Below are 20,670 nucleotides of genomic sequence, written 5' to 3' on the forward strand. Positions count from 1 at the left end.
TAGGGAAGCTTTCGGCAGGTCGTTACAATTTTAAGCCAGGCGTTGAGCCGGCCGATCAACCAGGCGACCCGTCCTTGCGCGAGCGCCGCCAGATCAGGAATTCCTCCAGCACCACGAGCGCCGCTCCCACGGAGATGAACGCGTCGGCCAGATTGAACACGGCGAAGGACCAGTTCGGCAGGTGGAACAGGACGTAATCGACGACGTAGCCGTGCCAGACGCGGTCGATCAGGTTGCCGATCGCACCGCCGATGATGAGCGCGAAACCGAAGCGCGCATAGCGCTGGCCGTGATCGGTGCGCACGGCGATCCACAGCACGAAGCCCACGACCGCCAGCGTTATAGCGATGAGCCCCACGCTGCCCAGATCGGAAAACATGGAGAAGGCGATGCCGGTGTTGTGTGTGCGAAACAGCGCCAGAAAAGGCAGCACCGGAACGCGCACGTGCATGTCCATTCCGGTCTCGACCATGTACTTGATCCACTGGTCGAGAGCGACGGCCACAACGACCACCCCGGCGTAGAAACCCAATCCGTTGAACTTCACCCGTGGTCCTTTCCGACTGTCGGCAGCGCGTGTCTGCGTATCTCGTAGAGCGCGACGCCGGTGGCGACCGCCAGATTGAGCGAATCCGCCCGTCCCGCCTGCGGAATGCGGATCAGCTGGTCGCAGGCGTGGGCCAGTTCGTCCGGCAGGCCCTGCTGCTCGTTGCCCATAAGAAGCACGACCGGCCCGCGGGCGTAATCGACCGTGCGATAATCCACCGAACCTTTCAGATGCGTGCCGACTACCGTCGCCTTGGCGGCCGCCCGCCACGCGATGAATGCCTCCGCGCTGGCCCTGGCCACCGGCACTGCGAATACCGACCCCATCGTGGCGCGCACGGTCTCGACGGAGAACGGGTCCGTCGTGTCGCCGACGAGGATGAGGCCATTGGCGCCGACTGCGTCGACGGTGCGGATGACCGTGCCGAGGTTGCCGGGATCGCGCACCCGGTCTAGCGCAACCCAGACATCGCTGTCCGTCGGCCTGATATCCTTCAGTGCGGTCCAGCGCTGCTCGAACACGCCCAGCACCATCTGCGGGTTGTCGCGCCGGGTGATCGCGCCAAGCACCTTTTCGCTGGCTTCCAGCACGAGGCCACCGGATGCAACCGTGCGCGCAGCGATCTTTTCGACCGTCGCATTGCCCCGCTGCGCCTTGGCGAAGACGAGCGTTTTGATGGTCCAGCCGAGGTCGATCGCGTCGATGACGAGCTTCAGCCCCTCGGCCATGAATGCGTTCTGCTGGTCGCGGAACTTCTTCATCGCCAGCGAACGGATGTCCTTGACGATGGGGTTGGAGAGGCTCGTGACCTCCTTCACCTGCCCGACGCGGCGCGTCTCTCCTCCTCCGCTCATGCCGCCACCCACCGCGAAAACAGCGATGTCGACAGCGCGCGGCCGGCCGACTTCTCGCGGATCACCAGTTCGCCCGATTCGACGCGCCCGCCCATGCCCGCAAAGATGTCCCGCATCAGCGCGTGGATGGCGAAGAACGACGCGCGGATCGAATAGGCCGTCAGGACCACCGCCAGCGGCTTCGGCGTCAGGATTTCCCGGCAGATGTCCGCCATCGTCGGCAGATCGTCGAAGAGCTGCCAGACCTCGCCCTTGGGGCCGCGTCCATAGGCGGGCGGGTCGAACAGGATGATGTCATAGCGGCTGCCGCGGCGCTCCTCGCGCTCGACGAACTTCATCGCGTCCTCGCAAATCCAGCGGATCGGCTTGTCTGCGAGCCGTGCAAGCTGCTGGTTCTCACGCGCCCAGCCGATCGCCTTCTTCGAGGCGTCCACATGCGTCACCTCCGCGCCGGCGCGCGCCGCAACCAGCGAGGCGAGCCCGGTATAGCCGAACAGGTTCAGCACCTTGACCGGCCGCTTCGCATCGCGGATCAAGCTTTCCATATGGCTCCAATGCGAGCCCTGCTCGGGAAACACGCCGACATGGCGAAACGAGGTGAAACGGCCGAGATAGTCGATGCCGTCATGCTTCATTGGCCATGTTTCGCCCAGCGGCGTGTTGGGAAACCGCCAGCGGCCCATACCTTCCTCGTCGGTGTCACCGGTAAACACCGCATCCGCCTTGTGCCATTCGCGGTCGGGCAGCGCCGGCTGCCAGATCGCCTGCCCCTCGGGCCTCTCGATGCGATAGGGCCCGTACTGTTCCAGCTTCCTGCCATTGCCAGAATCGAGCAGCGCGTAGTCGGCGTTCGGCTCGACTTCGAGGATCAGCGGCACCGTCTCGGCTGGGAGCGCGCCCTGCCTGCGCGTCATCACACGCTTCGCAGGCGCGGGCGCAGGCTCGCGCTGCGGACGCGGTTTTTGCTCATGGCGTTTGTTGCGCGTGGCTTTCAAGCTCTCGCTCCGGCGGAAAACTGCCCGCGCTTCTGCCATAGCGGCCGCCGGCCCGCAACAAGGTGCGGCTTGCCGCATCGTTGCGCCGCATTGGAGGTAACAGCAACCAGCGGCGATGCATCCTCACGAGCAAGGTGGATTGCGGCTCGCGCGGAGGCACAGGCCGTGCGCCACGGGCTCAGACACCGGAACGCGGCAGGGCGGCGTGGGCCGTGGTGGCTTCATCGGGCTTGCGCGCGGCAACCGCCAGGTCGGCCTCGCGCTGGCGGGCCAGCTTGCGGTAGCGCGCTTGCTTGAACCAAGTCGCCAGGCTACCGACCACGAGCCCCAGCGCCAGCGCGGCAAACAGATAGATGAACAGCGGCAGCGAAACCGTCAGCCCCGGATTGCCGGGGTTGAACGGATCGATCGTGAAGGCCACAGGCGCGCGATTGGCGACGGCAAGCGCCACCAGCACGATGGCGAGCGGGATGAAGACCACGATGGTCATGAAGCGGTTCAGCATGTCATGCTCCAGCCGCGCGAACGCGGCCTTCTACTTGTCGTCGTTGAGGCGCTCTCGCAGTTCCTTGCCCGTCTTGAAGAAGGGAACCCACTTCTCCTCGACCTCGACGGATTCGCCGGTGCGCGGGTTGCGGCCGACGCGTGCGGGACGATTCTTGACAGAGAACGCACCGAAGCCGCGCAACTCGACGCGGTTGCCAGAGGCGAGCGCGTCGGTGATCTCCTCGAAGATCGCGTTCACGATATTCTCCACATCGCGCAGAAACAGATGCGGATTTCGATTGGCGATCGTCTGCACGAGTTCGGACTTTATCATCGAAGAAGCTCCCCGCTGAAAGCGCTGTTTATCGTTTATGCAAGTGTTTTTGCTTGGTTTTTTCAGTCGCCGATGGCGCCAGGGTCAGGTTGCCAGACCGATAGCAGCCCGTCAAGGAACAAGCGGTCGGCACCCAGCTTGCGGGCAAGGTCGCTCCCGACGCTGTCGAAGCCCAACAGGCGCGCCGTGGCTTCGGCAGCCGACCATGGCGAAAACAGCCCGCCGCTTTCGGTCGACTTCCATTCGACGACCGACAATTCCGCGTCCACACCCTTTGTCGCCAGCCAGTCGATCGCTTCCTGCTCGCCACCCAGCCCGTCCACGAGCTTGCGCTGGAGCGCCTGCCTTCCGGTGAAGATCGAGCCGTCCGCGACAGCCAGCACTTCGGCGCGGCTGAGCGGGCGGCGCTCCTCCACCAGGCCGACGAACCAGTCGTAGCTGTCCATCACCAGCGCGCGCAGCATGGCACGTTCTTCTTCCGTCGTGGGCGTGAACGGCGACGGCTCCGCCTTGAGCGGCGACGACTTTACGCCCTCCACCTTCACGCCGATGTTTTCCATAAGCTGGCTGACGTCTGGAAACTGCACCAGCACGCCGATGGAGCCGACGATGGACGACTGGCGCGCCACGATGTGGTCGCTGGCGCTGGCGATCATGTAGCCGGCGGATGCGGCCAGCGTGCCCACCTGTGCCACCACCGGCTTTTCGGCGGCCAGCTTGCGTACCGCCTCGTAGATGGCCTCGCCACCGGCCGTCGTGCCGCCGGGCGAGTTGATCGAAAGGATGACGCCCTGCACCCGGTCGGCCTCGCCTATGCGCTCCAGCCGTCTCAGCAGTTCGTCGTCCTCGGTGATCGTTCCCTCGATCTTGACCTTGGCGATATGGTTGATGCTCGCCCCACCCACCCTGTCGCGCATCGACCAGGAGGCAACGGCCGCCACGGCAAGCGCGACGAACAGGAAGGCGGCGACCCGCCAGAATGTCAGCTTGCGGCGCAGCCGCCTGCGGTCGATGATGTCGTCTGCACGGTCTGCCATGACGCGCCTCTCTGCGTGTGCCTGTCCGCCCTCACGCAGCCTTGTAGTGTAAGTGGTGGGTCGGTTGGAAGAGGCAGCTTGACGCGTCGGCTACATGCCCCTTGGTCAATCCAGCTGGAGCGCCTATATTATGGCATAGGCGAGTTTATCCAAAAATTACCATATTGGAGTGTAACTCGCGGATGATCATTCGCCTTGCCCTTGCGGTCCCGTCGTGAGAGGCGGCGGAGCAAAAACGCAGAGCGACGGACAGACGCCTTACCGGCGTCGCGATACCGGCGACATTTCGGACCTCGAAACGACAGGGGATGACCATTTCTGCAGCGTACAAGCCCTTGGGCAACGCGCAAACGGCGGCCACGCCCCTCGCGCAGGAAACCCGCGTCGAAGACGCTTTCAGGCGAGCGCGCCGTCACTCCGGTCGCGTGCGGCTGCTCAAGTTCGTCCTGCCGGTGGCAGCGATGCTCATGGTCGTCGTGTTCGTCGGCAAATCGTGGCTGGCGAATCCCGGCGGCGGCGTCTCGGTCAATCTGGGTGAGACCGCCATCGAGGGCGGGCGCCTCGTCATGTCCGATCCCAAGCTCGACGGCTTCACGCGCGACAACCGCGCCTATTCCATGACGGCCCAGCGGGCGATCCAGGACATCGGCAACGCCAGCAAGATCGATCTTGAAGGCATCGACGCAAAGCTGCCATTCGACGCCAAGAACTGGATCACTGTCGCGGCCAAGAGCGGCGTGCTCGACCGTGACGCCAACACGCTGGGTCTCGACAGCGACATCACCTTCGAGACGGACACCGGCATACGCGCCCTGCTGCGGTCCGCGGTGGTCGATATCGGCGCAGGCAATCTGGACACCGAGGAACCGGTCGACATAACCCTTGACGGCGCGCGCATCGAAGCCGATTCCATGCGCGTCAGGGACAAGGGTGCGGTGATGATCTTCGAAAACCGCGTCCGTATGGAAATCGACGCGAAGCGCCTGCAGACCGCCGCGCATGCCAGGGGGGAAGAGACGAATGAGAATTGATGGCCGCGCCGCGATTGCGGCATTGCTGCTCGTGGCGTCTCCATCCTTCGTATTCGCGCAGGAAGCAGGCCGTCTTACCGGCCTCAAGCTCGACGGCGACAAGCCGATCCAGATCGAGAGCGACCATCTCGAGGTGCGTGAAAATGACGGCATCGCCATCTTCACCGGCAACGTGTCCGTCGTGCAGGGTCCGACCCTGCTGCGCTCGGGCAAGATGACCGTGCACTACAATACCGAGGGCGGCTCCGCGACCACCGGTTCCGCCGACATCGACCGTCTCGAAGTCGAAGGCAAGGTCTACGTCAAGTCGGAGACCCAGGTTGCCACCGGCGACAGCGGCAGCTTCGACATGCGCAGCGAGGTGCTGGTCCTTTCCGGCAGGGAAGTGGTGCTGACCGAGGGCGACAACGTTGTCGTTGGCTGCAAGCTCACCGTCCAGATGTCGACCGGACTGGCGACGCTCGACGGCTGTGCGGGCCAGCAGGGCAGCAGCGGGCGTGTGAAGATGTTGCTCAAGCCCGGCTCGCAGGATCGCTAGTGGCGAAATCGCCTGCCTTTCTAAAGCGCCTGACAGACCGTCTCGCCCCCCGGACCGCGACGGCAGCACCCGTGCGCGCCGACCGCCAGCGCTTCAAGGGCACGATGATCGCGCGCGGCCTGACCAAGAGCTACAAGGGCCGGCAGGTCGTCAGCGGCGTGTCGTTCGGCGTGCGCGCCGGCGAGGCCGTCGGCCTTCTCGGTCCCAACGGCGCCGGCAAGACCACCTGCTTCTACATGGTCACCGGGTTGGTGCCGGTGGATCACGGCACGATCGAGATCGACGGCTACGACGTCACATCCATGCCGATGTATCGCCGGGCGCGCCTCGGCATAGGCTATCTGCCGCAGGAAGCCTCGATCTTCCGCGGGCTGTCTGTCGAAAACAACATCCGCGCCATTCTCGAGGTGACGGAGAAGAGCCGCAAGGCGCGCGAACACCGGCTGGACGAACTGCTGGAGGAGTTCCACATCTCGCACCTGCGCAAGGCGCCCTCCATCGCCCTGTCGGGCGGCGAGCGGCGCAGGCTGGAGATCGCGCGGGCACTGGCGTCCAATCCCAATTTCATGCTGCTGGACGAGCCCTTCGCCGGCGTCGATCCCATCGCGGTTTCCGACATCCAGCAGCTTGTGCGCCACCTGACAAAGCGTGGCATCGGCGTGCTGATCACCGATCACAATGTGCGCGAGACCCTGGGTCTGGTAGAGCGCGCCTACATCATCCACGCCGGGCAGGTGCTGACGCACGGCCTGCCGTCCGAAATCGTTGAAAACCCGGACGTCCGCCGCCTCTATCTCGGCGAGCAGTTTACGCTTTAGATACCTTGCACGCGGATTTCAGGCCTGCCGGGCGTCTTCGGCGAGCATTCTGGACCCGTCCTTGCCTGCGGTAAGTGAATTTCAACCCCGATACGCTTGACATGCAAACACCGGGCCAGTTTCATTCGGCCGCAAGTCAGCGGGCGTCCTGGTCTCGTTGCGGGTTGAAAGCGTGGGTGGGTAGAGTTCGCAATGGCACTCAGCGCCAAATTGCAGTTGCGCCAGTCGCAGTCGCTGGTGATGACGCCCCAGCTCATGCAGTCCATCCGGCTGCTGCAGCTTACCCATGTCGAGCTTGAGCGCTTCATCGAGGAAGAGATCGAGAAGAACCCGCTGCTGGAGCGCACTGACGGCCAGGGCGACGAACCGCTTCCCGAGCCCGACCGCGAAACCGGTCCGATAGAAGAAGCCACCGGCCTCGACCGCATGTTCGAAGCCGCCGACGCCAGCGCGCAAACGATGTCGGAGCGGCTGGATACCTCCATGGAGAACGTCTTTCCCGACGATCCGGGGCCGGCGGAGAACCTCTCTCCCGATCTCGCGGCGCAATGGAAGTCCGCGCTTTCGGGAAGTGGCGGCAGCGGCGAAGGTTTCGACATCGAGGACATGGCTGCCGGCAGCCTCACCCTTCGCGATCATGTCGCAGAGCAGATCGCCTTCGCCTTCCGCGATCCCGCGAAGCAGCTGATCGCCGGCGAACTGGCCGATACGCTGGACGAAGCCGGGTACGCGCGCGTCGATGTCGCGGAAGTCGCGGAACGCCTTGGCGTGGAGGCCGAAGTGGTATCCGGCGTGCTCGCGTCCTGCCAGACTTTCGATCCACCCGGCCTGTTCGCTCGCGACCTGGCCGAATGCCTGGCACTCCAGCTCAAGGCGCGGGACCGCTTCGACCCTGCCATGCAGGCCATGGTCGCCAATCTCGAACTGCTGGCGAGGCGCGATTTCGCCCAGCTTCGCCGGTTGTGCCGCGTCGACGACGATGACCTGCTCGACATGCTGGCCGAGATCCGCGCCCTCGATCCGCGGCCGGGCTTTGCCTTCACGGGCGGTACGGCCGCCACGGTGGTTCCGGATGTCATGGTCCGGCAGGCGAGCGACGGGAGTTGGGCGGTCGAGCTCAACCCCGACACGCTACCACGCGTGCTCGTCAACCAGAGCTATTTCAACACCGTCTCCAAGCACACGGCGAACCAGGGCGAAAAGGATTTCCTCGCCGAATGCCTGCAGACCGCCAACTGGCTGACGCGCAGCCTCGACCAGCGGGCACGCACGATCCTCAAGGTGGCCAGCGAAATCGTTCGCCAGCAGGATGCCTTCCTGCTTCACGGCATACGCCATCTGCGGCCGCTGAACCTGCGCATGGTCGCCGACGCCATCGGCATGCACGAATCGACCGTCAGCCGCGTCACAGCCAACAAGTACATGATGACGCCGCGCGGCGTGTTCGAGCTGCGCTATTTCTTTTCCGTGGCCATCGCGTCGGCGGAGGGCGGCGATGCGCATTCGTCCGAAGCGGTGCGCGACCGCATCCGCGAACTCATCGAGGCCGAAAAGCCGCTCGACGTCCTGTCCGACGACGCGATCGTGGATATTCTCAAGCGTGGGGGCGTCGATATAGCGCGGCGAACGGTCGCAAAATACCGCGAAGGCATGAGCATACCCTCATCCGTGCAGCGCCGCCGTGAAAAGCGGGCCCTTGCGTCGGCGGGCGCCTGAGCCGGTCCGGAAGCCGTTTTTTAGAGCTTCATTGACAATCTTAGACGAAGTGACTAGAAGCCCGCCCGCATAAGGCGGGTCGCCCGGCGAAAGCATGCGATAGCGCACCGCAGGGACACGGGGTTCTTGAAGGATGAAGCCCGAAACCGGTCCATAAGCCGCCAAAAACCTTGTGTGTACCGACCACAGGTATAAACTCTCAACCGTCGGAAAAAGCACAAGAGAAGGTCCGTTTCATATGAGCCTGCGTATCTCTGGTAAGCACATGGAAATCGGCGACGCTTTCCGTTCGAAGATCGAAGGACGTGTCGGCGAAGCTATCGTCAAATATTTCGATGGTGGATTTGCCGGGCACGTCACGGTTGAAAAATCGGGATCGCGCTTTACCGCAGATTGCATGGTTCGCCTGGATACGGGCATGGCGCTCCAGGCCACTGGCCAGGCTCAGGATCCGCAACTCGCTTTCGACGCGGCAGCCGAGCGTATCGAGAAACGTCTTCGGCGCTACAAGCGCCGTCTCAAGTCGCATGCCCCGGCGATGTCCGTGGACGGCATCGATCTAGACTACCGCGTCATGGCGCCCGTCGCCGAAGAGGATGACGAGGTGCCGGAAGACTACGCACCTGCGATCGTCGCTGAATCGACCATGGCGCTGCGCACCATGTCGGTGGCTTCCGCAGTCATCGAACTCGACACCAAGGACAGCCCCGTCTTCATCTTCCGCAACGCGGGCAACGAGCACGTCAATGTCGTCTACCGCCGGGCCGACGGGAATATCGGCTGGATAGACACTTCCTCGGCAGCGGCCGCCAGGGCCTCCTAGCCGCAACATCTCGGCCGGACCGCAGGCGGGGGCTTGCGTCGCGGGAAACAGGCAGAGCAAAGGGATAACAAGAAAATGGATCTCAGCGATCTGATCGAGGTTTCGGCAGTGATGCCGGCCTTGAAGGCCAATTCCAAGAAGCAGCTCCTGCAACTCCTCGCCGAAAAGGCCGCTGCGGTCACCGGGCTTCCCGAACGGGAGGTCTTCGACACGATCCTCCAGCGCGAGCGCCTCGGCTCGACCGGCGTCGGCAACGGCATCGCCATTCCTCACGGCAAGCTGCCGGGCATAGAGCGGATTACCGGCATCTTCGCGCGGCTCGAAGCCCCTGTCGATTTCGAGGCGCTGGACGACCAGCCGGTCGACCTCGTCTTCCTGCTTTTGGCACCCGAAGGTGCCGGCGCAGATCATCTCAAGGCGCTGTCGAGGATTGCTCGTGTGCTGCGCGATGGCGATATCGTCGGCAAGATCAGGGGCACGAAAGACGCCGCGGCGATCCACACCTTCCTGTCTCAGGCGCCCGCGTCTCACGCGGCATAACGCTCACCTTTAAGGAAATACCCCGCAAGGCGGCCGCTGGGCCGCCTTTGCCGTTCCGGGCCTGCCTCGTCAGTGGATGCTGACGGGGGTCAGGTCGTTCTGCAGCACGCCGGCCAGCGCGGTGTCTCGCGCGTCGGTCAGCATGATCGGGCGTCCATCGGCCGCGAACACGGCCCACAGCTTGGTGCCCGGCTCGATTTCCGGCATGCCCGGAAACTTGCCCCGCAGCTCTTCGCTGTCGATTTCCTTGAGATAGGCTACGGTGCCCTCGCCCAGATGAGCGAGCTCGGCATCGGTAAGGATATTGCGTTCTTCACTGGCAGTCATGTCAGCCTCCTACGCTTCAGCGGGGCGTCTCTTTGACCAACCCGCAGCAGAGCCGTTGGGTTCCGGACGGGCCGGAACTTAGTCTTTCACCGAAATGTTTATTTTCCGTACCAGCCGTTCGGGTTCCGGCCGGTCGAGGTCTATCGCGAGAAGCCCGTTCTTCAGCTCCGCACCCGCCACCTTCATGCCGTCAGCCAGCACGAACACACGCTGAAACTGCCGTGCGGCAATGCCACGGTGCAGAAACTCGCGTTGCGAATCGTCGGTCTGGCGACCGCGGACGATCAGTTCGTTGTCCTCGACGGTTACTTCAAGGTCGGCGTCGCAGAAGCCGGCCACTGCCAGCGTTATGCGCAACCTGTCCCCGGCTTCGTTCTCGCCCCTCAGGCGCTCGATATTGTAGGGCGGATAGCCGTCGCCATTCTTGGCGACGCGTTCGAGCGTCTTTTCGATGGTGTCGAAACCCAGCAGCAGCGGGCTCGAGAAGGGCGTCATGCGCGTCATATGCTTGTCCTCGAAAGAGCGACGTGGAAAGGCGCAAACCCGGATGGCGTTTTCGCCTGTGCCCTTGATATGGTCCGCCGGCTTTTCGAGTTCAAGAACAAACGGCAAGGGAAACGCTGTGGCGCAGACGCACAAGATCATCATCGACACCGATCCGGGCCAGGACGATGCGGTAGCCATCCTGCTGGCGCTCGCCAGCCCGGAACTGGAGGTGCTCGGCATCACCGCGGTGGCCGGCAACGTGCCGCTGGCGCTGACCGAAAAGAACGCGCGCAAGATCTGCGAACTCGCAGGCAAGCCGCAGACCCGCGTGTTTGCCGGCGCGGTGCGTCCTCTCATGCGTCCGCTGGTCACTGCCGAGCATGTGCACGGCCGCACCGGGCTCGACGGACCGGATTTGCCCGAGCCGTCGATGAAGCTTGAGCCCCAGCACGGTGTCGATTTCATCGTGGAGACGCTGATGCGCGAACCTGAAGGCACCGTCACGCTTTGCCCGCTGGGCCCGCTCACCAACATCGCGCTTGCGATGATCCGCGAGCCGGCCATCGTTTCTCGCATTGCCAAAATCGTGCTGATGGGCGGCGGCTACTTCGAGCAGGGCAATGTCACGCCGTCAGCCGAGTTCAACATCTATGTCGATCCGCATGCGGCAGACATCGTCTTTAGTTCCGGCGCGCCGATCGTGATGATGCCGCTCGACGTTACCCACAAGGCCCTGACGACACAGTCGCGCATCGATGCCTTTCGGTCGATGGGCACGAAGGTCGGCACGGCGACCGCCCAGCTCCTCGACTTCTTCGAGCGCTACGACGAAGAAAAATACGGCACCGACGGCGGCCCGCTGCACGACCCCTGCGTGATCGCCTATCTCATCAAGCCCGAGCTGTTCTCCGGCCGGCAGTGCAACGTCGCCATCGAGACCATTTCGGAGCTGACGATGGGCGCAACCGTCATCGACTGGTGGGGCATCGTCACCGACAGGCCAAAGAACGCCCTCGTCATGCTCGACATCGACCATGACGGCTTCTTCGCACTGCTGACGGAACGGCTTGGCAGGCTTTGAGGGCTAGCGGGGCGCGCGTTTCGCCAGGATACGCTGGAGCGTGCGGCGGTGCATGTTCAGCCGCCGCGCGGTCTCCGACACGTTGCGGTCGCACATCTCGTAGACGCGCTGGATATGCTCCCAGCGCACGCGGTCGGCCGACATCGGGTTTTCCGGCGGCGCGGCCTTCTCGCCCGAGGTGCGGGTCAGCGCTGCGAACACGTCGTCGGCGTCGGCCGGCTTGGAGAGATAGTCGATCGCGCCCAGCTTCACCGCGGTGACTGCGGTGGCGATGTTGCCGTAACCGGTGAGAATGACGGTGCGCGCGTCGTCGCGCTTCTCGCGGATCGCGGCGACCACGTCGAGCCCGTTGCCGTCGCCCAGCCGCATGTCCACCACGGCATAGGCAGGGGCCGAAGCCCGAACCTTGCCGACGGCTTCCTCGACGCTCTCGGCCGTATCGACCGTGAAGCCGCGTCCTTCCATGGCGCGGGCCAGCCGCGTGAGGAAAGGCTTGTCGTCCTCGACGATGAGCAGCGAACGGTCCGCACCAAGGATTTCAGCAGCGTCTATGGCGGTTTCTTCGTTCATTGCGTGTCTTCCTGTGGGTTTTTCTTCTTATTAGGCGAAATCGCGCCGATTTCAAATTTACCCGCCGTCAGTAGGCGAGTTCCGCGCGCCCGCCCGACGACAGGAACGCCGCGCGCGGCCACGAGATGCGCACCAGCGCGCCCTTGCCCGGTTCACCGGCATTGCCGAACGTCACCGTCGCGCCCGACCGCTCCAGCAGCGTCTTGGCGATGAACAGGCCAAGGCCCAGCCCGCGCCCGCCTTCACCGGCAGGCCGCTTGGTCATATAGGGCTCGCCGATGCGGTCGATGATCTCGGCGGGAAAGCCGGGCCCGTCATCGACGAGCGTCAGTTCGACGCGCGTTTCGCTCCAGCGCCAGCTCAGCACCACCGTCTCGCGCGCGAAGTCGACCGCGTTTTCGACGAGATTGCCAAGGCCGTAAATGACGCCGGGGTTGCGCCTGCCTACGGGCTCGGCTCCCTGCCGTTCGCCCGGTTCGAGCACTATCCTGATGCCGAAATCGCGATGCGGCGCGATGACCTCCTCGATGAGCGAGGTGATCGGCAGGCGCGCCATGTGTTCCTCGCTCTCCGAGGAGAGGCTGGTCAGCCGCTTGAGGATTTCGCGGCAGCGCTCCGACTGCGAGCGCAGCAGCACGACGTCTTCGCGAAAGCGGGAATCGGACCCCAGCGCGCGCTCCATCTCCTTGGCCACCAGCGCGATGGTAGCGAGCGGCGTGCCGAGTTCGTGGGCCGCCGCAGCCGCAAGCCCGTCCAGCGCCGACAGGTGCTGCTCGCGCTGAAGCACGAGTTCGGTGGCTGACAGCGCATTTGCCAGCAGCCGCGCTTCCTCCGCCACGCGATAGGCGTAGATCGCGGTAAAGGCGATGGACGACACGACCGCCATCCACATGCCGGCGACATAGATAAACGGCATGGACAGGTCGATGCCGGGAAACCACGGCAGCGGCAGGTGGAAAAACACCAGCAACGACGCCATCGCCACCACAGCAAGCCCCAGAAGCAGCGTCCAGCGCGCCGGCAGCGAGGTCGCGGAAATGACGACGGGGACCGTCATCAGCAGCGAGAACGGGTTGGTCAGCCCACCGGTCATAAAGAGCAGGCCTCCGAGCTGAAGCGCATCGAACAGCAGGATGCCCAGCGCGAAGCGCGGCGGCAGACGGTGCGTCGCCGGATAGCGAAAAGCCAGGAACAGGTTGAGCCAGGCCGACAGGGCGATCAGCGCGAAACACATGCTGACGGGCAGCGGAAACTCCAGCCCGTAGGCGACGATGAGCACCGCCGCGCTCTGCCCGATGATCGCCAGCCAGCGCAGGCGGATCAGCGTGTTGAGGCGCAGATGGTGGATTTGCAGGGGGTCGGGTCTGCCCAGTCTTTCTAGCATGCCGGCAGCTATAGGCGCTGCGGCGCGCTTGCGCCATGTTCTATTTGCCGCGCGGCTTGGCGCGGCTGGTCGCTGCGGCTTCCAGCGGGTTCTCCGGCCAGACATGCTTGGGGTAGCGACCGCGCATGTCGGCGCGCACATCGGCCCAGGAGCCGCGCCAGAAACCGGGCAGGTCTCGCGTCGTCTGGATCGGCCTGTGCGCGGGCGAAAGAAGCTCGAGCGTCAGCGGCACCTTGCCACTGGCAATCGAAGGATGCCGATCGAGGCCGAACAGTTCCTGCACGCGGATAGCCAGAACGGGCTGATCCTCCTCGTAGCGGATCGGCACCGAGCTGCCCGACGGCGCGTCGAAATGCGTCGGCGCAAGATCGTTGATCCTTCGCTGGAGATCGTGCGGCACGCGCGACATCAGCCCGTTCGACAGGGTCTGCCCGTCTATGCGAGCCAGATTGGCCTCACCCGACAGAAACGGAAGCAGCCAATCATCCAGTCCGCCCAGCAGCGCATCGTCGCTCATGTCCGGCCATGGCGAGCCCAGCCCCCGGTGCAGCCAGGCGAGTCTGCGACGCAGCGTCTGCGGCCCCTTCTCCCAGTCTAGAAGGCCCAGCCCATGCTCGCGCAAGGCGTCGATAACCGCCCGGTCCGCCTGCACCCCTTTCGGCGCCGGCAGCTGGCGTTCCGACAGCCTTATGGCGCCCAGCCGCACCGTCTCGCGCACGCGCACGGCTCGCCGCTCGCGGTCGAAGACGGTTTCCGTCGCGGTCTCGAGGCGGTCGGCAAGCAGCGTGCGCACCTCGTCTTCCGACACGGCCGCCGCCGAGGCGATGCGCGCATTCTGCGCCTTGCCCTGCAAATCCGCGACGACGAGAAACTCCTGACTGGCCAGCGGATCGGCCGCGTCGAGCATCGCACCTCGCCCGTTAGCCAGCACGAACCGGCCATACTCGCCCCGCGCCTTCGCCACCCGGTCGGGATAGGCGAGCAGCAGCAGGGCGCCGGTGGAAGCCGTCAGCTTCTCAGAATCCCCCTCCCCCTTGTGGGGAGGGGTGAGGGGTGGGGGTGATGCCGCGTGCGCGCGTCCGTGAGCTGCCGACCGCCCGATCCTTTCCGCCATCTTCCTTGCCGCCTGCGCGCGCGGCGAACGATCGGCGCGAAAGCGCGAAAGCCGGTTGTCCAGGTCGACGCTTGTGCCGCCCAGCCCGCGCTCGGTCAGAAGCATGGCGATCTGCGCAGCCGCAACCCCGTCTTTCGCGCCGGCGACCATGTGGGCGAGCCTGACAGGCAGCGACAGGCGACGCATAGCCTTTCCCGTCGACGTCAACCGCCCCGCATCGTCGATGGCATGGAGCTCGACCAGCAGGTCCCGTGCCTCCGCAAGCGCAGGGGCGGGCGGAGGATCGAGAAAAGCCAGCGAGGCGGGATCGTTGACGCCGAAGGCCGCACAGTCGAGCAGAAGACCCGACAGGTCGGCTTCGAGAATTTCCGGCGGGGTGAAGGCGGGAAGCGCTGCCGTCTGTTCGGCACGCCACAGGCGCAGGGCGACGCCGGGCTCGGTGCGGCCGGCGCGCCCCGCTCGCTGGTCGGCCGAAGCCCGGCTGACACGAACCGTCTCCAGCCGTGTCAGGCCGGTTGCCGGCTCGTATTTGGGCAACCGCGACAAGCCACTGTCGATCACGACGCGCACCCCGTCGATGGTGATCGAGGTTTCCGCAATCGCGGTGGCCAGAACGAGCTTGCGGCGGCCGGGCGGCGCGGGACGGATGGCGGCGTCCTGCGCCCTGCCGTCCAGCCCGCCGAACAAGGGGGCCACATCGACGTTTTCGGGCAAACGTCCCGACAAAAGCTCGGCGGTGCGCTCGATCTCGCGCTGGCCGGGCAGGAACGCAAGCACGCTGCCGGTCTCCTGCGCCAGCATATCCCGGCACGCGGTGGCCATCGCCTCTTCGATGCGCATGTCGGCGCTGCGCTCGCGATGGCGCAGTTCGACGGGAAAGGAGCGCCCTTCGCTCGTCACCACCGGGGCATCGCCCAGCAGGCCTGCCACGCGCGCGCCGTCGATGGTGGCCGACATCACCAGCAGCCGCAAATCGGGCCGCAGCGCGCCCTGCACGTCTAGCGCCAGCGCCAGCCCGAAATCGCCGTCAAGCGACCGCTCGTGAAACTCGTCGAAGATGACGGCCGAGACGCCCTGCAACTCGGCGTCTTCGAGGATCATGCGCGACAGCACCCCCTCGGTGACGACCAGTATCTTCGTGCGCTCCGACACGCGGTTTTCCATGCGCATCGCATAGCCGACGGTACCGCCGGGCTCCTCGCCCAGAAGCGAGGCCATACGCCGTGCCGCGGCGCGCGCGGCCAGCCTTCGCGGTTCGAGAAGCAGGATGCGACCTTCGCCACGCCACGCCTCGCCAAGAAGGGCGAGCGGCACCAGCGTGGTCTTGCCGGCTCCGGGCGGTGCGACCAGCACCGCGCTTGCGCCGTTGGAAAGCGCATTCAGCAGCGCAGGCAGCGCCTCGGTAACCGGCAGGGATGGCAGTTGCGTCGTCATCATGCGCGATATGCACGATGACGGCGCGAACGGCCAGTGTCGGCGTCAGGCCATCTCCGGCTTTCGGCGCGCGACAACGGGTTTCGCCACCGGCTGTGGCGGCGGTCCGAACACGGCTGGGACGGCGGTCGTCGCCGCCTTGGCGTTGCGCACGAGGCGGCGATACCACTCGATGTAGTAGGCCAACGCGAACTGCGCCGCCACGCCAGCGGCTATGATGGCGATGTCGCCCATCAAGGTCGGCTCGTGGACGATGCGCCATGCCTGCGCCACCATGGACAGGATCGTGCCCGCAACGAACACCGGCAGCGCCTGCCTCCCCATAACCGCCAGCGGATTGTCTGCCGAGCGGCGCGCCAGCGCCGATATCTGCGGCAGAACTGCGACAAGGTAGCCGGCCGAAAGCACGTGCAGCAGGCGCGGGGCCGACAGATAGGTCTTGTCGAAGCCGGTCAGCACCATGGGAAGGCCCATGGATGTGTTGATGCCCCACAGGGGAATTTGCACCCAGGCGAGCGAAACCACGAGGTAGGTCACGGCCGCGCCGATCAGCCACGGATGCGTCGGCAGCGAGCCGCCGCGCTTTACGTGCATGGTGGCGGCCAGGCCGATCACGAACAGGAACTGCCACGATAGCGGGTTGAGGAACCAGATGCCTTCGTTGGGGAAGTTGGGCGGACCGATCCTGAACAGCCCTGCCGCAAGCCAGATCAGGCCGGATACGGCGACCATGTTGAGCAGGCTGTGGCGGCCGATAAGCAGCAGGCCGGGCACCACCAGCAGCACCACCGCATACATCGACAGGATGTTGTTGTAGCCTAGTTGGTGGCCGAAGGTGACGAGACCGACCAGCGATGCAGCCGTGTTCTCCATCACCTGAGTGATGTTGATCTTTTCCAGCAGTTCGGGCGCGGAAAAATGGATGGCGAAGAAGGCGAAGATGCCCAGAGTGGCCATCGTCGTGCCGAGTTGCGCCATGTAGAGCACGCCCGCGCGCCGCCACATCTTCAACGTCGTTACCAGCGACGTGCCGGGGCGAAACTTCAGCCCGTAGGCCAGCGCAGCCGATACGCCCGAAATGAGGACGAACGCCTCCGCCGCATCGGAGAAACCGAAGTTCTTAGACGTCAACGGTTCGAGCGGATTGCCAGGCACGTGATTGATGAAGATGGTGATGAGCGCAATCGCCCGTATCACGTCAATTCTGGTATCGCGCACCGGCGCGGAAGGAATGTTCATACGCGTTCAAACCATAAGAGCGATCGGGCTTTTCGCCCGACCGTTTCATCCCTTCGATTTCATTTGAGGACAAACAATCAGGCAGTGTCGTGACGGATAAGTCTCGAGGCCCGATTCGGCTCCCGCTTCGCATTCACTTTCGGTAGCCGAAGGTTACAGAAGCCCCCCCTGCCGCGCGCCGTGATAAGTTTAGAATTGTTCCAACCTATTGATCCTTGAGGGGTTTTGTCAGGTTTGAATTGACAAGCCCACCCCTGACGTTGTTTATGTGCGCTGCGCCAAGAGGCGCACCCTTTGATGTCTGGGCCTTGAACCCTTTCGATTGGAGGCAGCGATGCAAACGCTCCCGGCGCGGCATGTCCGTGCAAATCATTACATTGTGCCTTCAGGCTTGCGCCTGATTTCCGCTGCGGATGCGCGGCGCCGCTTTGCAGCGATGTCGCCTCTGCTGGCCACAGCCGCGCTCACCGCCGCCATCTTCCTGCTGCCCGCCGTGAGCGAGGTGAGGCATGCGCGGGCCTCGGTCGATGACATCAAGGTGTCTGCAACCCATATTCAATACGATGCCGCGAGCCCGAGCGCGACGAACCCGCAATGAAGAGCCCGGCCGCTCCCTTCGGCGGCCTAGCCATCGAGTAGGCAAATGCTGGTCTGCCACTGCAACCTGATTACCGAAAAAGAAATCGAGCAGACGATCGTCGGCCTGCTCGACAGCGATCCGTGGCAGCTCATCGTGCCTGCGAAGGTGTATCATGCGCTCAAGAAGCGCGGTCGCTGTTGCGGCTGCTTCCCAAATGTGGTGGAAACGATCATTCGGGTAACCGAAGACTATCATCGCCGTCTCGGCGAGGGTGGTGAGACAGAGATCGTGCCATTCCTGGACCGCGTGCGTGGTTTGCGCGGCCAGTACGGGAGCAGCAGTCATGAAGGGCGAAAAACGGATCATCGAGCGGCTTAACGAAGCCCTGTTTCTCGAGCTGGGAGCGGTCAACCAGTATTGGCTGCACTACCGGCTTCTGGACGACTGGGGATACGCGAAGCTCGCCAAGAAGGAGCGTGAGGAATCCATCGAGGAGATGCATCACGCCGACAAGATCATCGAGCGCATCATCTTCCTTGAAGGTCATCCCAACCTGCAGAAGGTCGGCGCCCTGCGCATCGGCCAGAACGTCAAGGAAGTGCTGGAGGCCGACCTCGCCGGCGAATACGACGCCCGCACCTCCTACAAGAAGTCGCGCGAGATTTGCCAGGAACTCGGCGACTACGTGACGATGAAGCTGTTCGAGGAACTGCTTCAGGATGAGGAAGGCCATATCGACTTCCTCGAGACCCAGCTCGAACTCTACGAGCAGATCGGCGAACAGAAGTACGGCCAGCTCAACGCCGCCTCTGCCGACGAAGCCGAATAGGCTGCAACGACAAAGGGCTTCCGGTTTCGCCGGAAGCCCTTTTTTCTACACGTACGAAACCCTTGCTACGCGGCTTCGGGCGACAACTCCGGCGCCCTGAAGGGCACAGCGCGCAGACGATCCTTGTCGTCCAGCAGACCGCCGGCACGCAACAGCGAGGCGAAGCGACCATTGTCGCGCGAGGCGAGCTCCTGGAAGCCGCCCATCTCCACGATACGGCCCTTGTCCATGAAGATCACCATGTCGGCATCGCATACGGTCGAAAGCCTGTGGGCGATGACGAAGGTGGTGCGGTTCCGGCGCAGTCGGTCGATCGCGTCCTTCACCTTGTTTTCCGTCTCCACGTCCAGCGCGCTGGTCGCCTCGTCGAGCACCAGGATGGGCGCATCCTTCAGCACGGCGCGCGCAATGGCGATCCGCTGGCGCTCGCCACCCGAAAGCTGCGAGCCGCGTTCGCCGACGACAGTGTCGTAGCCGTCGCTCTTGGCGAGGATGAAGTCCTGCGCGGCGGCCGCAACGGCTGCTTCATGCACCTCGTCATACTCGGCGTCCGAGCGGCCGAGGCGAATGTTCGCCTCGATCGAACGGTTCAGCAGGCCCGCGTCCTGAAACACCGTGGCGATCTGGTCGCGCAGCGACTTGCGCGTCACCGTGCGCGTGTCGATGCCGTCCACCCGGATCGAACCCGACTTGGGATCGAACACGCGCTGAAGCAGGTTGATGAGAGTCGTCTTGCCGGCGCCCGTCGGGCCCACGATCGCAACGGTCTGGCCCGCCGCGACGCTGAACGAGATGTCGAATACGCCCTCGCCCGAATCGGGGAACTGGAACGAGACATCGTCGAACACTACGTCGCCGGACACCCGGCCGATCGGGCGCGTGCCCAGCGGCTCTGAACGGTCGCCCACCGAATCCTCGAGCGCATAGAACGGCTCGAGCCTGGCGCGCGCCTCGAAGACTTGATTCACGAACGCCGTCACCTGGTCGAGACGACCGATCAGCAGCGTCGCGAAACCGGCAAAGGCGACGACATCGCCGATGCGCAGGTGGCCGTTCTGAACGAGGAACGCACCGATGATGAGAACGATCATCATCGAGATCGTGGCCGACAGGCGCTGCAGCGCGCTGGCCAGCGCCCACCAGTTCAGCACCGGAAACTGCGCGCCGATGAGGTCGTCGGTGTAGCGGCGCAGCGCCGCCGTCTCGTGCGCCAGCCTGCCATAGCTCTGCAACACCGAGATGTTGCTGATGGAATCGCTCACATGGGCAAAAACCTTGTGGTAGTGCCGCTCGACCTGCGCCTGCCCTTCCTTGGTGCGCGCCATCACTGCGCGGCTGATCGCGACATAGGAAGCGCCCAGAAACAGCAGCACGCCCGCCATGCGCCAGTCGAGCGTCAGGGCGGTCGGGATGAGAAGCAGCAGCGCGACGGCGGTCGACAGATGCTGGCGCATGAATTCGAGCCACAGCGAGAACAGCGTCTCCATGGCGCGAAGCAGCGTGTGCAGGGAATGCGACGTGCCATGGCGGTGATGCCAGGCGAGCGGCATGGTGATGACCTTCTCGAAGGAATCGCCCAGTACGTCCACGCGGCGCTTGTGTGCGAGCCTGTCCGCGCCGCGCGCCACCAGCACGAAGGCTACGATGTTAAAGAGACCCAGTCCCGCCCACATGGCGATCTGCGTGACGATGTTCTGCTCTTGAGAAATGGCCTCGATGATCCGGCCGAACAGAATTGGCTCGGCGATCATCGCCGCCGCCAGGGCGACGTTGGCAATACAGATGACGGCCACCCGCTGCCTTTCGGCTGCGAGGTAACTCATGGCCCTCCAGTAGATTTGGAAAAGTGACAACTGGCTATCCTGTGTTGCTCTGACAGCGTCCCTTGCTGCGGTGCACAATCGCGG

23 protein-coding genes are annotated in these 20,670 nt (G+C 64.4%); 10 read left to right on the plus strand and 13 right to left on the minus strand.

Going from position 1 to position 20,670, the window contains the following annotated elements; all coding sequences use genetic code 11:
* Positions 1–55: 55 nt before the first annotated feature.
* The 6 genes from lspA to sppA form a co-directional block, all read right to left on the minus strand.
* Positions 56–547 carry a signal peptidase II gene (gene lspA / locus FY036_RS22555; RefSeq protein ID WP_201744839.1) on the minus strand — a complete coding sequence of 164 codons (492 nt, stop codon included), beginning with the start codon at positions 545–547 and terminating at the stop codon, positions 56–58.
* Complete coding sequence (locus FY036_RS22560; RefSeq protein ID WP_148916942.1) at positions 544–1,401, minus strand: TrmH family RNA methyltransferase; 858 nt, start codon at positions 1,399–1,401, stop codon at positions 544–546. The genes lspA and FY036_RS22560 overlap by 4 nt, the downstream gene beginning before the upstream one ends.
* Positions 1,398–2,315 (minus strand): class I SAM-dependent rRNA methyltransferase, encoded by a 918-nt coding sequence (locus tag FY036_RS22565; RefSeq protein WP_235897770.1) that lies wholly within the window; start codon positions 2,313–2,315, stop codon positions 1,398–1,400. The genes FY036_RS22560 and FY036_RS22565 overlap by 4 nt, the downstream gene beginning before the upstream one ends.
* A 259-nt stretch (positions 2,316–2,574) precedes the next feature.
* Positions 2,575–2,901, minus strand: coding sequence for a LapA family protein (locus FY036_RS22570; protein WP_148916944.1), 327 nt, complete (start codon positions 2,899–2,901; stop codon positions 2,575–2,577).
* A 30-nt stretch (positions 2,902–2,931) separates the two neighbouring features.
* The gene (locus FY036_RS22575) at positions 2,932–3,216 is read right to left on the minus strand and encodes an integration host factor subunit beta (protein ID WP_148916945.1); all 285 of its coding nucleotides are present in this window, start codon (positions 3,214–3,216) and stop codon (positions 2,932–2,934) included.
* A 62-nt stretch (positions 3,217–3,278) separates the two neighbouring features.
* Positions 3,279–4,253 (minus strand): signal peptide peptidase SppA, encoded by a 975-nt coding sequence (gene sppA, locus FY036_RS22580; protein WP_148916946.1) that lies wholly within the window; start codon positions 4,251–4,253, stop codon positions 3,279–3,281.
* Between the two features lie 308 nt (positions 4,254–4,561).
* Between sppA and lptC the strand changes: the two genes are divergently transcribed.
* The 6 genes from lptC to ptsN all read left to right on the plus strand — a co-directional run bounded on the left by lptC (position 4,562) and on the right by ptsN (position 9,719).
* The gene (gene lptC, locus FY036_RS22585; protein WP_148916947.1) at positions 4,562–5,284 is read left to right on the plus strand and encodes an LPS export ABC transporter periplasmic protein LptC; all 723 of its coding nucleotides are present in this window, start codon (positions 4,562–4,564) and stop codon (positions 5,282–5,284) included.
* Positions 5,274–5,822 (plus strand): LptA/OstA family protein, encoded by a 549-nt coding sequence (locus FY036_RS22590; RefSeq protein ID WP_148916948.1) that lies wholly within the window; start codon positions 5,274–5,276, stop codon positions 5,820–5,822. The genes lptC and FY036_RS22590 overlap by 11 nt, the downstream gene beginning before the upstream one ends.
* Before the next feature lie 104 nt (positions 5,823–5,926).
* Positions 5,927–6,640 (plus strand): LPS export ABC transporter ATP-binding protein, encoded by a 714-nt coding sequence (gene lptB / locus FY036_RS22595; protein WP_148917159.1) that lies wholly within the window; start codon positions 5,927–5,929, stop codon positions 6,638–6,640.
* Between the two features lie 192 nt (positions 6,641–6,832).
* Positions 6,833–8,356 carry an RNA polymerase factor sigma-54 gene (gene rpoN, locus FY036_RS22600; protein ID WP_148916949.1) on the plus strand — a complete coding sequence of 508 codons (1,524 nt, stop codon included), beginning with the start codon at positions 6,833–6,835 and terminating at the stop codon, positions 8,354–8,356.
* A 238-nt stretch (positions 8,357–8,594) separates the two neighbouring features.
* A complete protein-coding gene (gene hpf, locus FY036_RS22605; RefSeq protein ID WP_148916950.1) occupies positions 8,595–9,179 on the plus strand; it encodes a ribosome hibernation-promoting factor, HPF/YfiA family in 585 nt (194 codons plus the stop codon).
* Positions 9,180–9,254: 75 nt separating this feature from the next.
* Positions 9,255–9,719 carry a PTS IIA-like nitrogen regulatory protein PtsN gene (ptsN, locus tag FY036_RS22610; protein ID WP_148916951.1) on the plus strand — a complete coding sequence of 155 codons (465 nt, stop codon included), beginning with the start codon at positions 9,255–9,257 and terminating at the stop codon, positions 9,717–9,719.
* A gap of 69 nt (positions 9,720–9,788) precedes the next feature.
* Here the strand turns inward: ptsN and FY036_RS22615 are convergent, their stop codons facing one another.
* Together FY036_RS22615 and FY036_RS22620 are read right to left on the minus strand one after the other, a co-directional pair.
* On the minus strand, positions 9,789–10,046 hold the full coding sequence (locus tag FY036_RS22615; protein ID WP_148916952.1) for a BQ00720 family protein: 258 nt from the start codon (positions 10,044–10,046) through the stop codon (positions 9,789–9,791).
* A 78-nt stretch (positions 10,047–10,124) separates the two neighbouring features.
* A complete protein-coding gene (locus FY036_RS22620) occupies positions 10,125–10,550 on the minus strand; it encodes an Hsp20 family protein (RefSeq protein ID WP_148916953.1) in 426 nt (141 codons plus the stop codon).
* A gap of 118 nt (positions 10,551–10,668) precedes the next feature.
* Between FY036_RS22620 and FY036_RS22625 the strand changes: the two genes are divergently transcribed.
* Positions 10,669–11,613, plus strand: coding sequence for a nucleoside hydrolase (locus FY036_RS22625; RefSeq protein WP_148916954.1), 945 nt, complete (start codon positions 10,669–10,671; stop codon positions 11,611–11,613).
* Positions 11,614–11,616: 3 nt separating this feature from the next.
* On the opposite strand, the gene FY036_RS22630 is transcribed toward FY036_RS22625, so the two are convergent.
* The 4 genes from FY036_RS22630 to FY036_RS22645 all read right to left on the minus strand — a co-directional run bounded on the left by FY036_RS22630 (position 11,617) and on the right by FY036_RS22645 (position 17,354).
* A complete protein-coding gene (locus tag FY036_RS22630) occupies positions 11,617–12,183 on the minus strand; it encodes an ActR/PrrA/RegA family redox response regulator transcription factor (RefSeq protein ID WP_148916955.1) in 567 nt (188 codons plus the stop codon).
* 67 nt (positions 12,184–12,250) lie between these two features.
* Positions 12,251–13,567 (minus strand): ActS/PrrB/RegB family redox-sensitive histidine kinase, encoded by a 1,317-nt coding sequence (locus FY036_RS22635; protein WP_148916956.1) that lies wholly within the window; start codon positions 13,565–13,567, stop codon positions 12,251–12,253.
* Positions 13,568–13,607: 40 nt separating this feature from the next.
* Positions 13,608–16,118 carry an ATP-dependent helicase HrpB gene (gene hrpB, locus FY036_RS22640; protein WP_148916957.1) on the minus strand — a complete coding sequence of 837 codons (2,511 nt, stop codon included), beginning with the start codon at positions 16,116–16,118 and terminating at the stop codon, positions 13,608–13,610.
* 42 nt (positions 16,119–16,160) lie between these two features.
* Positions 16,161–17,354: an OpgC family protein gene (locus FY036_RS22645; protein ID WP_148916958.1), complete on the minus strand. Its 1,194-nt coding sequence runs from the start codon at positions 17,352–17,354 to the stop codon at positions 16,161–16,163.
* Between the two features lie 391 nt (positions 17,355–17,745).
* Here FY036_RS22645 and FY036_RS22650 point away from each other — a divergent pair, with 391 nt between their 5' ends.
* The 3 genes from FY036_RS22650 to bfr are packed head-to-tail and all read left to right on the plus strand — an operon-like array spanning position 17,746 to position 18,763.
* Positions 17,746–17,952: a hypothetical protein gene (locus FY036_RS22650; protein WP_148916959.1), complete on the plus strand. Its 207-nt coding sequence runs from the start codon at positions 17,746–17,748 to the stop codon at positions 17,950–17,952.
* Between the two features lie 45 nt (positions 17,953–17,997).
* Positions 17,998–18,312 (plus strand): (2Fe-2S)-binding protein, encoded by a 315-nt coding sequence (locus tag FY036_RS22655; RefSeq protein WP_148916960.1) that lies wholly within the window; start codon positions 17,998–18,000, stop codon positions 18,310–18,312.
* The gene (bfr, locus tag FY036_RS22660) at positions 18,278–18,763 is read left to right on the plus strand and encodes a bacterioferritin (RefSeq protein WP_148916961.1); all 486 of its coding nucleotides are present in this window, start codon (positions 18,278–18,280) and stop codon (positions 18,761–18,763) included. Before FY036_RS22655 ends, bfr begins: the two co-directional genes overlap by 35 nt.
* A gap of 65 nt (positions 18,764–18,828) precedes the next feature.
* Here bfr and FY036_RS22665 read toward each other — a convergent pair whose 3' ends face one another.
* A complete protein-coding gene (locus FY036_RS22665) occupies positions 18,829–20,616 on the minus strand; it encodes a glucan ABC transporter ATP-binding protein/ permease (protein WP_148916962.1) in 1,788 nt (595 codons plus the stop codon).
* Between the last annotated feature and the right edge of the window lie 54 nt (positions 20,617–20,670).

It is taken from the genome of Neoaquamicrobium microcysteis (genome assembly GCF_008180155.1).
GTDB classification, from domain to species: domain Bacteria; phylum Pseudomonadota; class Alphaproteobacteria; order Rhizobiales; family Rhizobiaceae; genus Aerobium; species Aerobium microcysteis.

What these genes read in the sequence shown, in the direction of transcription:
- FY036_RS22560 (WP_148916942.1), bottom strand. Translation starts at nt 1,401, where the DNA reads ATGAGCGGAGGAGGAGAGACGCGCCGCGTCGGGCAGGTGAAGGAGGTC.
- FY036_RS22565 (WP_235897770.1), bottom strand. Translation starts at nt 2,315, where the DNA reads ATGACGCGCAGGCAGGGCGCGCTCCCAGCCGAGACGGTGCCGCTGATC.
- FY036_RS22570 (WP_148916944.1), bottom strand. Translation starts at nt 2,901, where the DNA reads ATGCTGAACCGCTTCATGACCATCGTGGTCTTCATCCCGCTCGCCATC.
- FY036_RS22575 (WP_148916945.1), bottom strand. Translation starts at nt 3,216, where the DNA reads ATGATAAAGTCCGAACTCGTGCAGACGATCGCCAATCGAAATCCGCAT.
- sppA (WP_148916946.1), bottom strand. Translation starts at nt 4,253, where the DNA reads ATGGCAGACCGTGCAGACGACATCATCGACCGCAGGCGGCTGCGCCGC.
- lptC (WP_148916947.1), top strand. Translation starts at nt 4,562, where the DNA reads ATGACCATTTCTGCAGCGTACAAGCCCTTGGGCAACGCGCAAACGGCG.
- FY036_RS22590 (WP_148916948.1), top strand. Translation starts at nt 5,274, where the DNA reads ATGAGAATTGATGGCCGCGCCGCGATTGCGGCATTGCTGCTCGTGGCG.
- lptB (WP_148917159.1), top strand. Translation starts at nt 5,927, where the DNA reads ATGATCGCGCGCGGCCTGACCAAGAGCTACAAGGGCCGGCAGGTCGTC.
- rpoN (WP_148916949.1), top strand. Translation starts at nt 6,833, where the DNA reads ATGGCACTCAGCGCCAAATTGCAGTTGCGCCAGTCGCAGTCGCTGGTG.
- hpf (WP_148916950.1), top strand. Translation starts at nt 8,595, where the DNA reads ATGAGCCTGCGTATCTCTGGTAAGCACATGGAAATCGGCGACGCTTTC.
- ptsN (WP_148916951.1), top strand. Translation starts at nt 9,255, where the DNA reads ATGGATCTCAGCGATCTGATCGAGGTTTCGGCAGTGATGCCGGCCTTG.
- FY036_RS22615 (WP_148916952.1), bottom strand. Translation starts at nt 10,046, where the DNA reads ATGACTGCCAGTGAAGAACGCAATATCCTTACCGATGCCGAGCTCGCT.
- FY036_RS22620 (WP_148916953.1), bottom strand. Translation starts at nt 10,550, where the DNA reads ATGACGCGCATGACGCCCTTCTCGAGCCCGCTGCTGCTGGGTTTCGAC.
- FY036_RS22630 (WP_148916955.1), bottom strand. Translation starts at nt 12,183, where the DNA reads ATGAACGAAGAAACCGCCATAGACGCTGCTGAAATCCTTGGTGCGGAC.
- FY036_RS22635 (WP_148916956.1), bottom strand. Translation starts at nt 13,567, where the DNA reads ATGCTAGAAAGACTGGGCAGACCCGACCCCCTGCAAATCCACCATCTG.
- hrpB (WP_148916957.1), bottom strand. Translation starts at nt 16,118, where the DNA reads ATGATGACGACGCAACTGCCATCCCTGCCGGTTACCGAGGCGCTGCCT.
- FY036_RS22645 (WP_148916958.1), bottom strand. Translation starts at nt 17,354, where the DNA reads ATGAACATTCCTTCCGCGCCGGTGCGCGATACCAGAATTGACGTGATA.
- FY036_RS22655 (WP_148916960.1), top strand. Translation starts at nt 17,998, where the DNA reads ATGCTGGTCTGCCACTGCAACCTGATTACCGAAAAAGAAATCGAGCAG.
- bfr (WP_148916961.1), top strand. Translation starts at nt 18,278, where the DNA reads ATGAAGGGCGAAAAACGGATCATCGAGCGGCTTAACGAAGCCCTGTTT.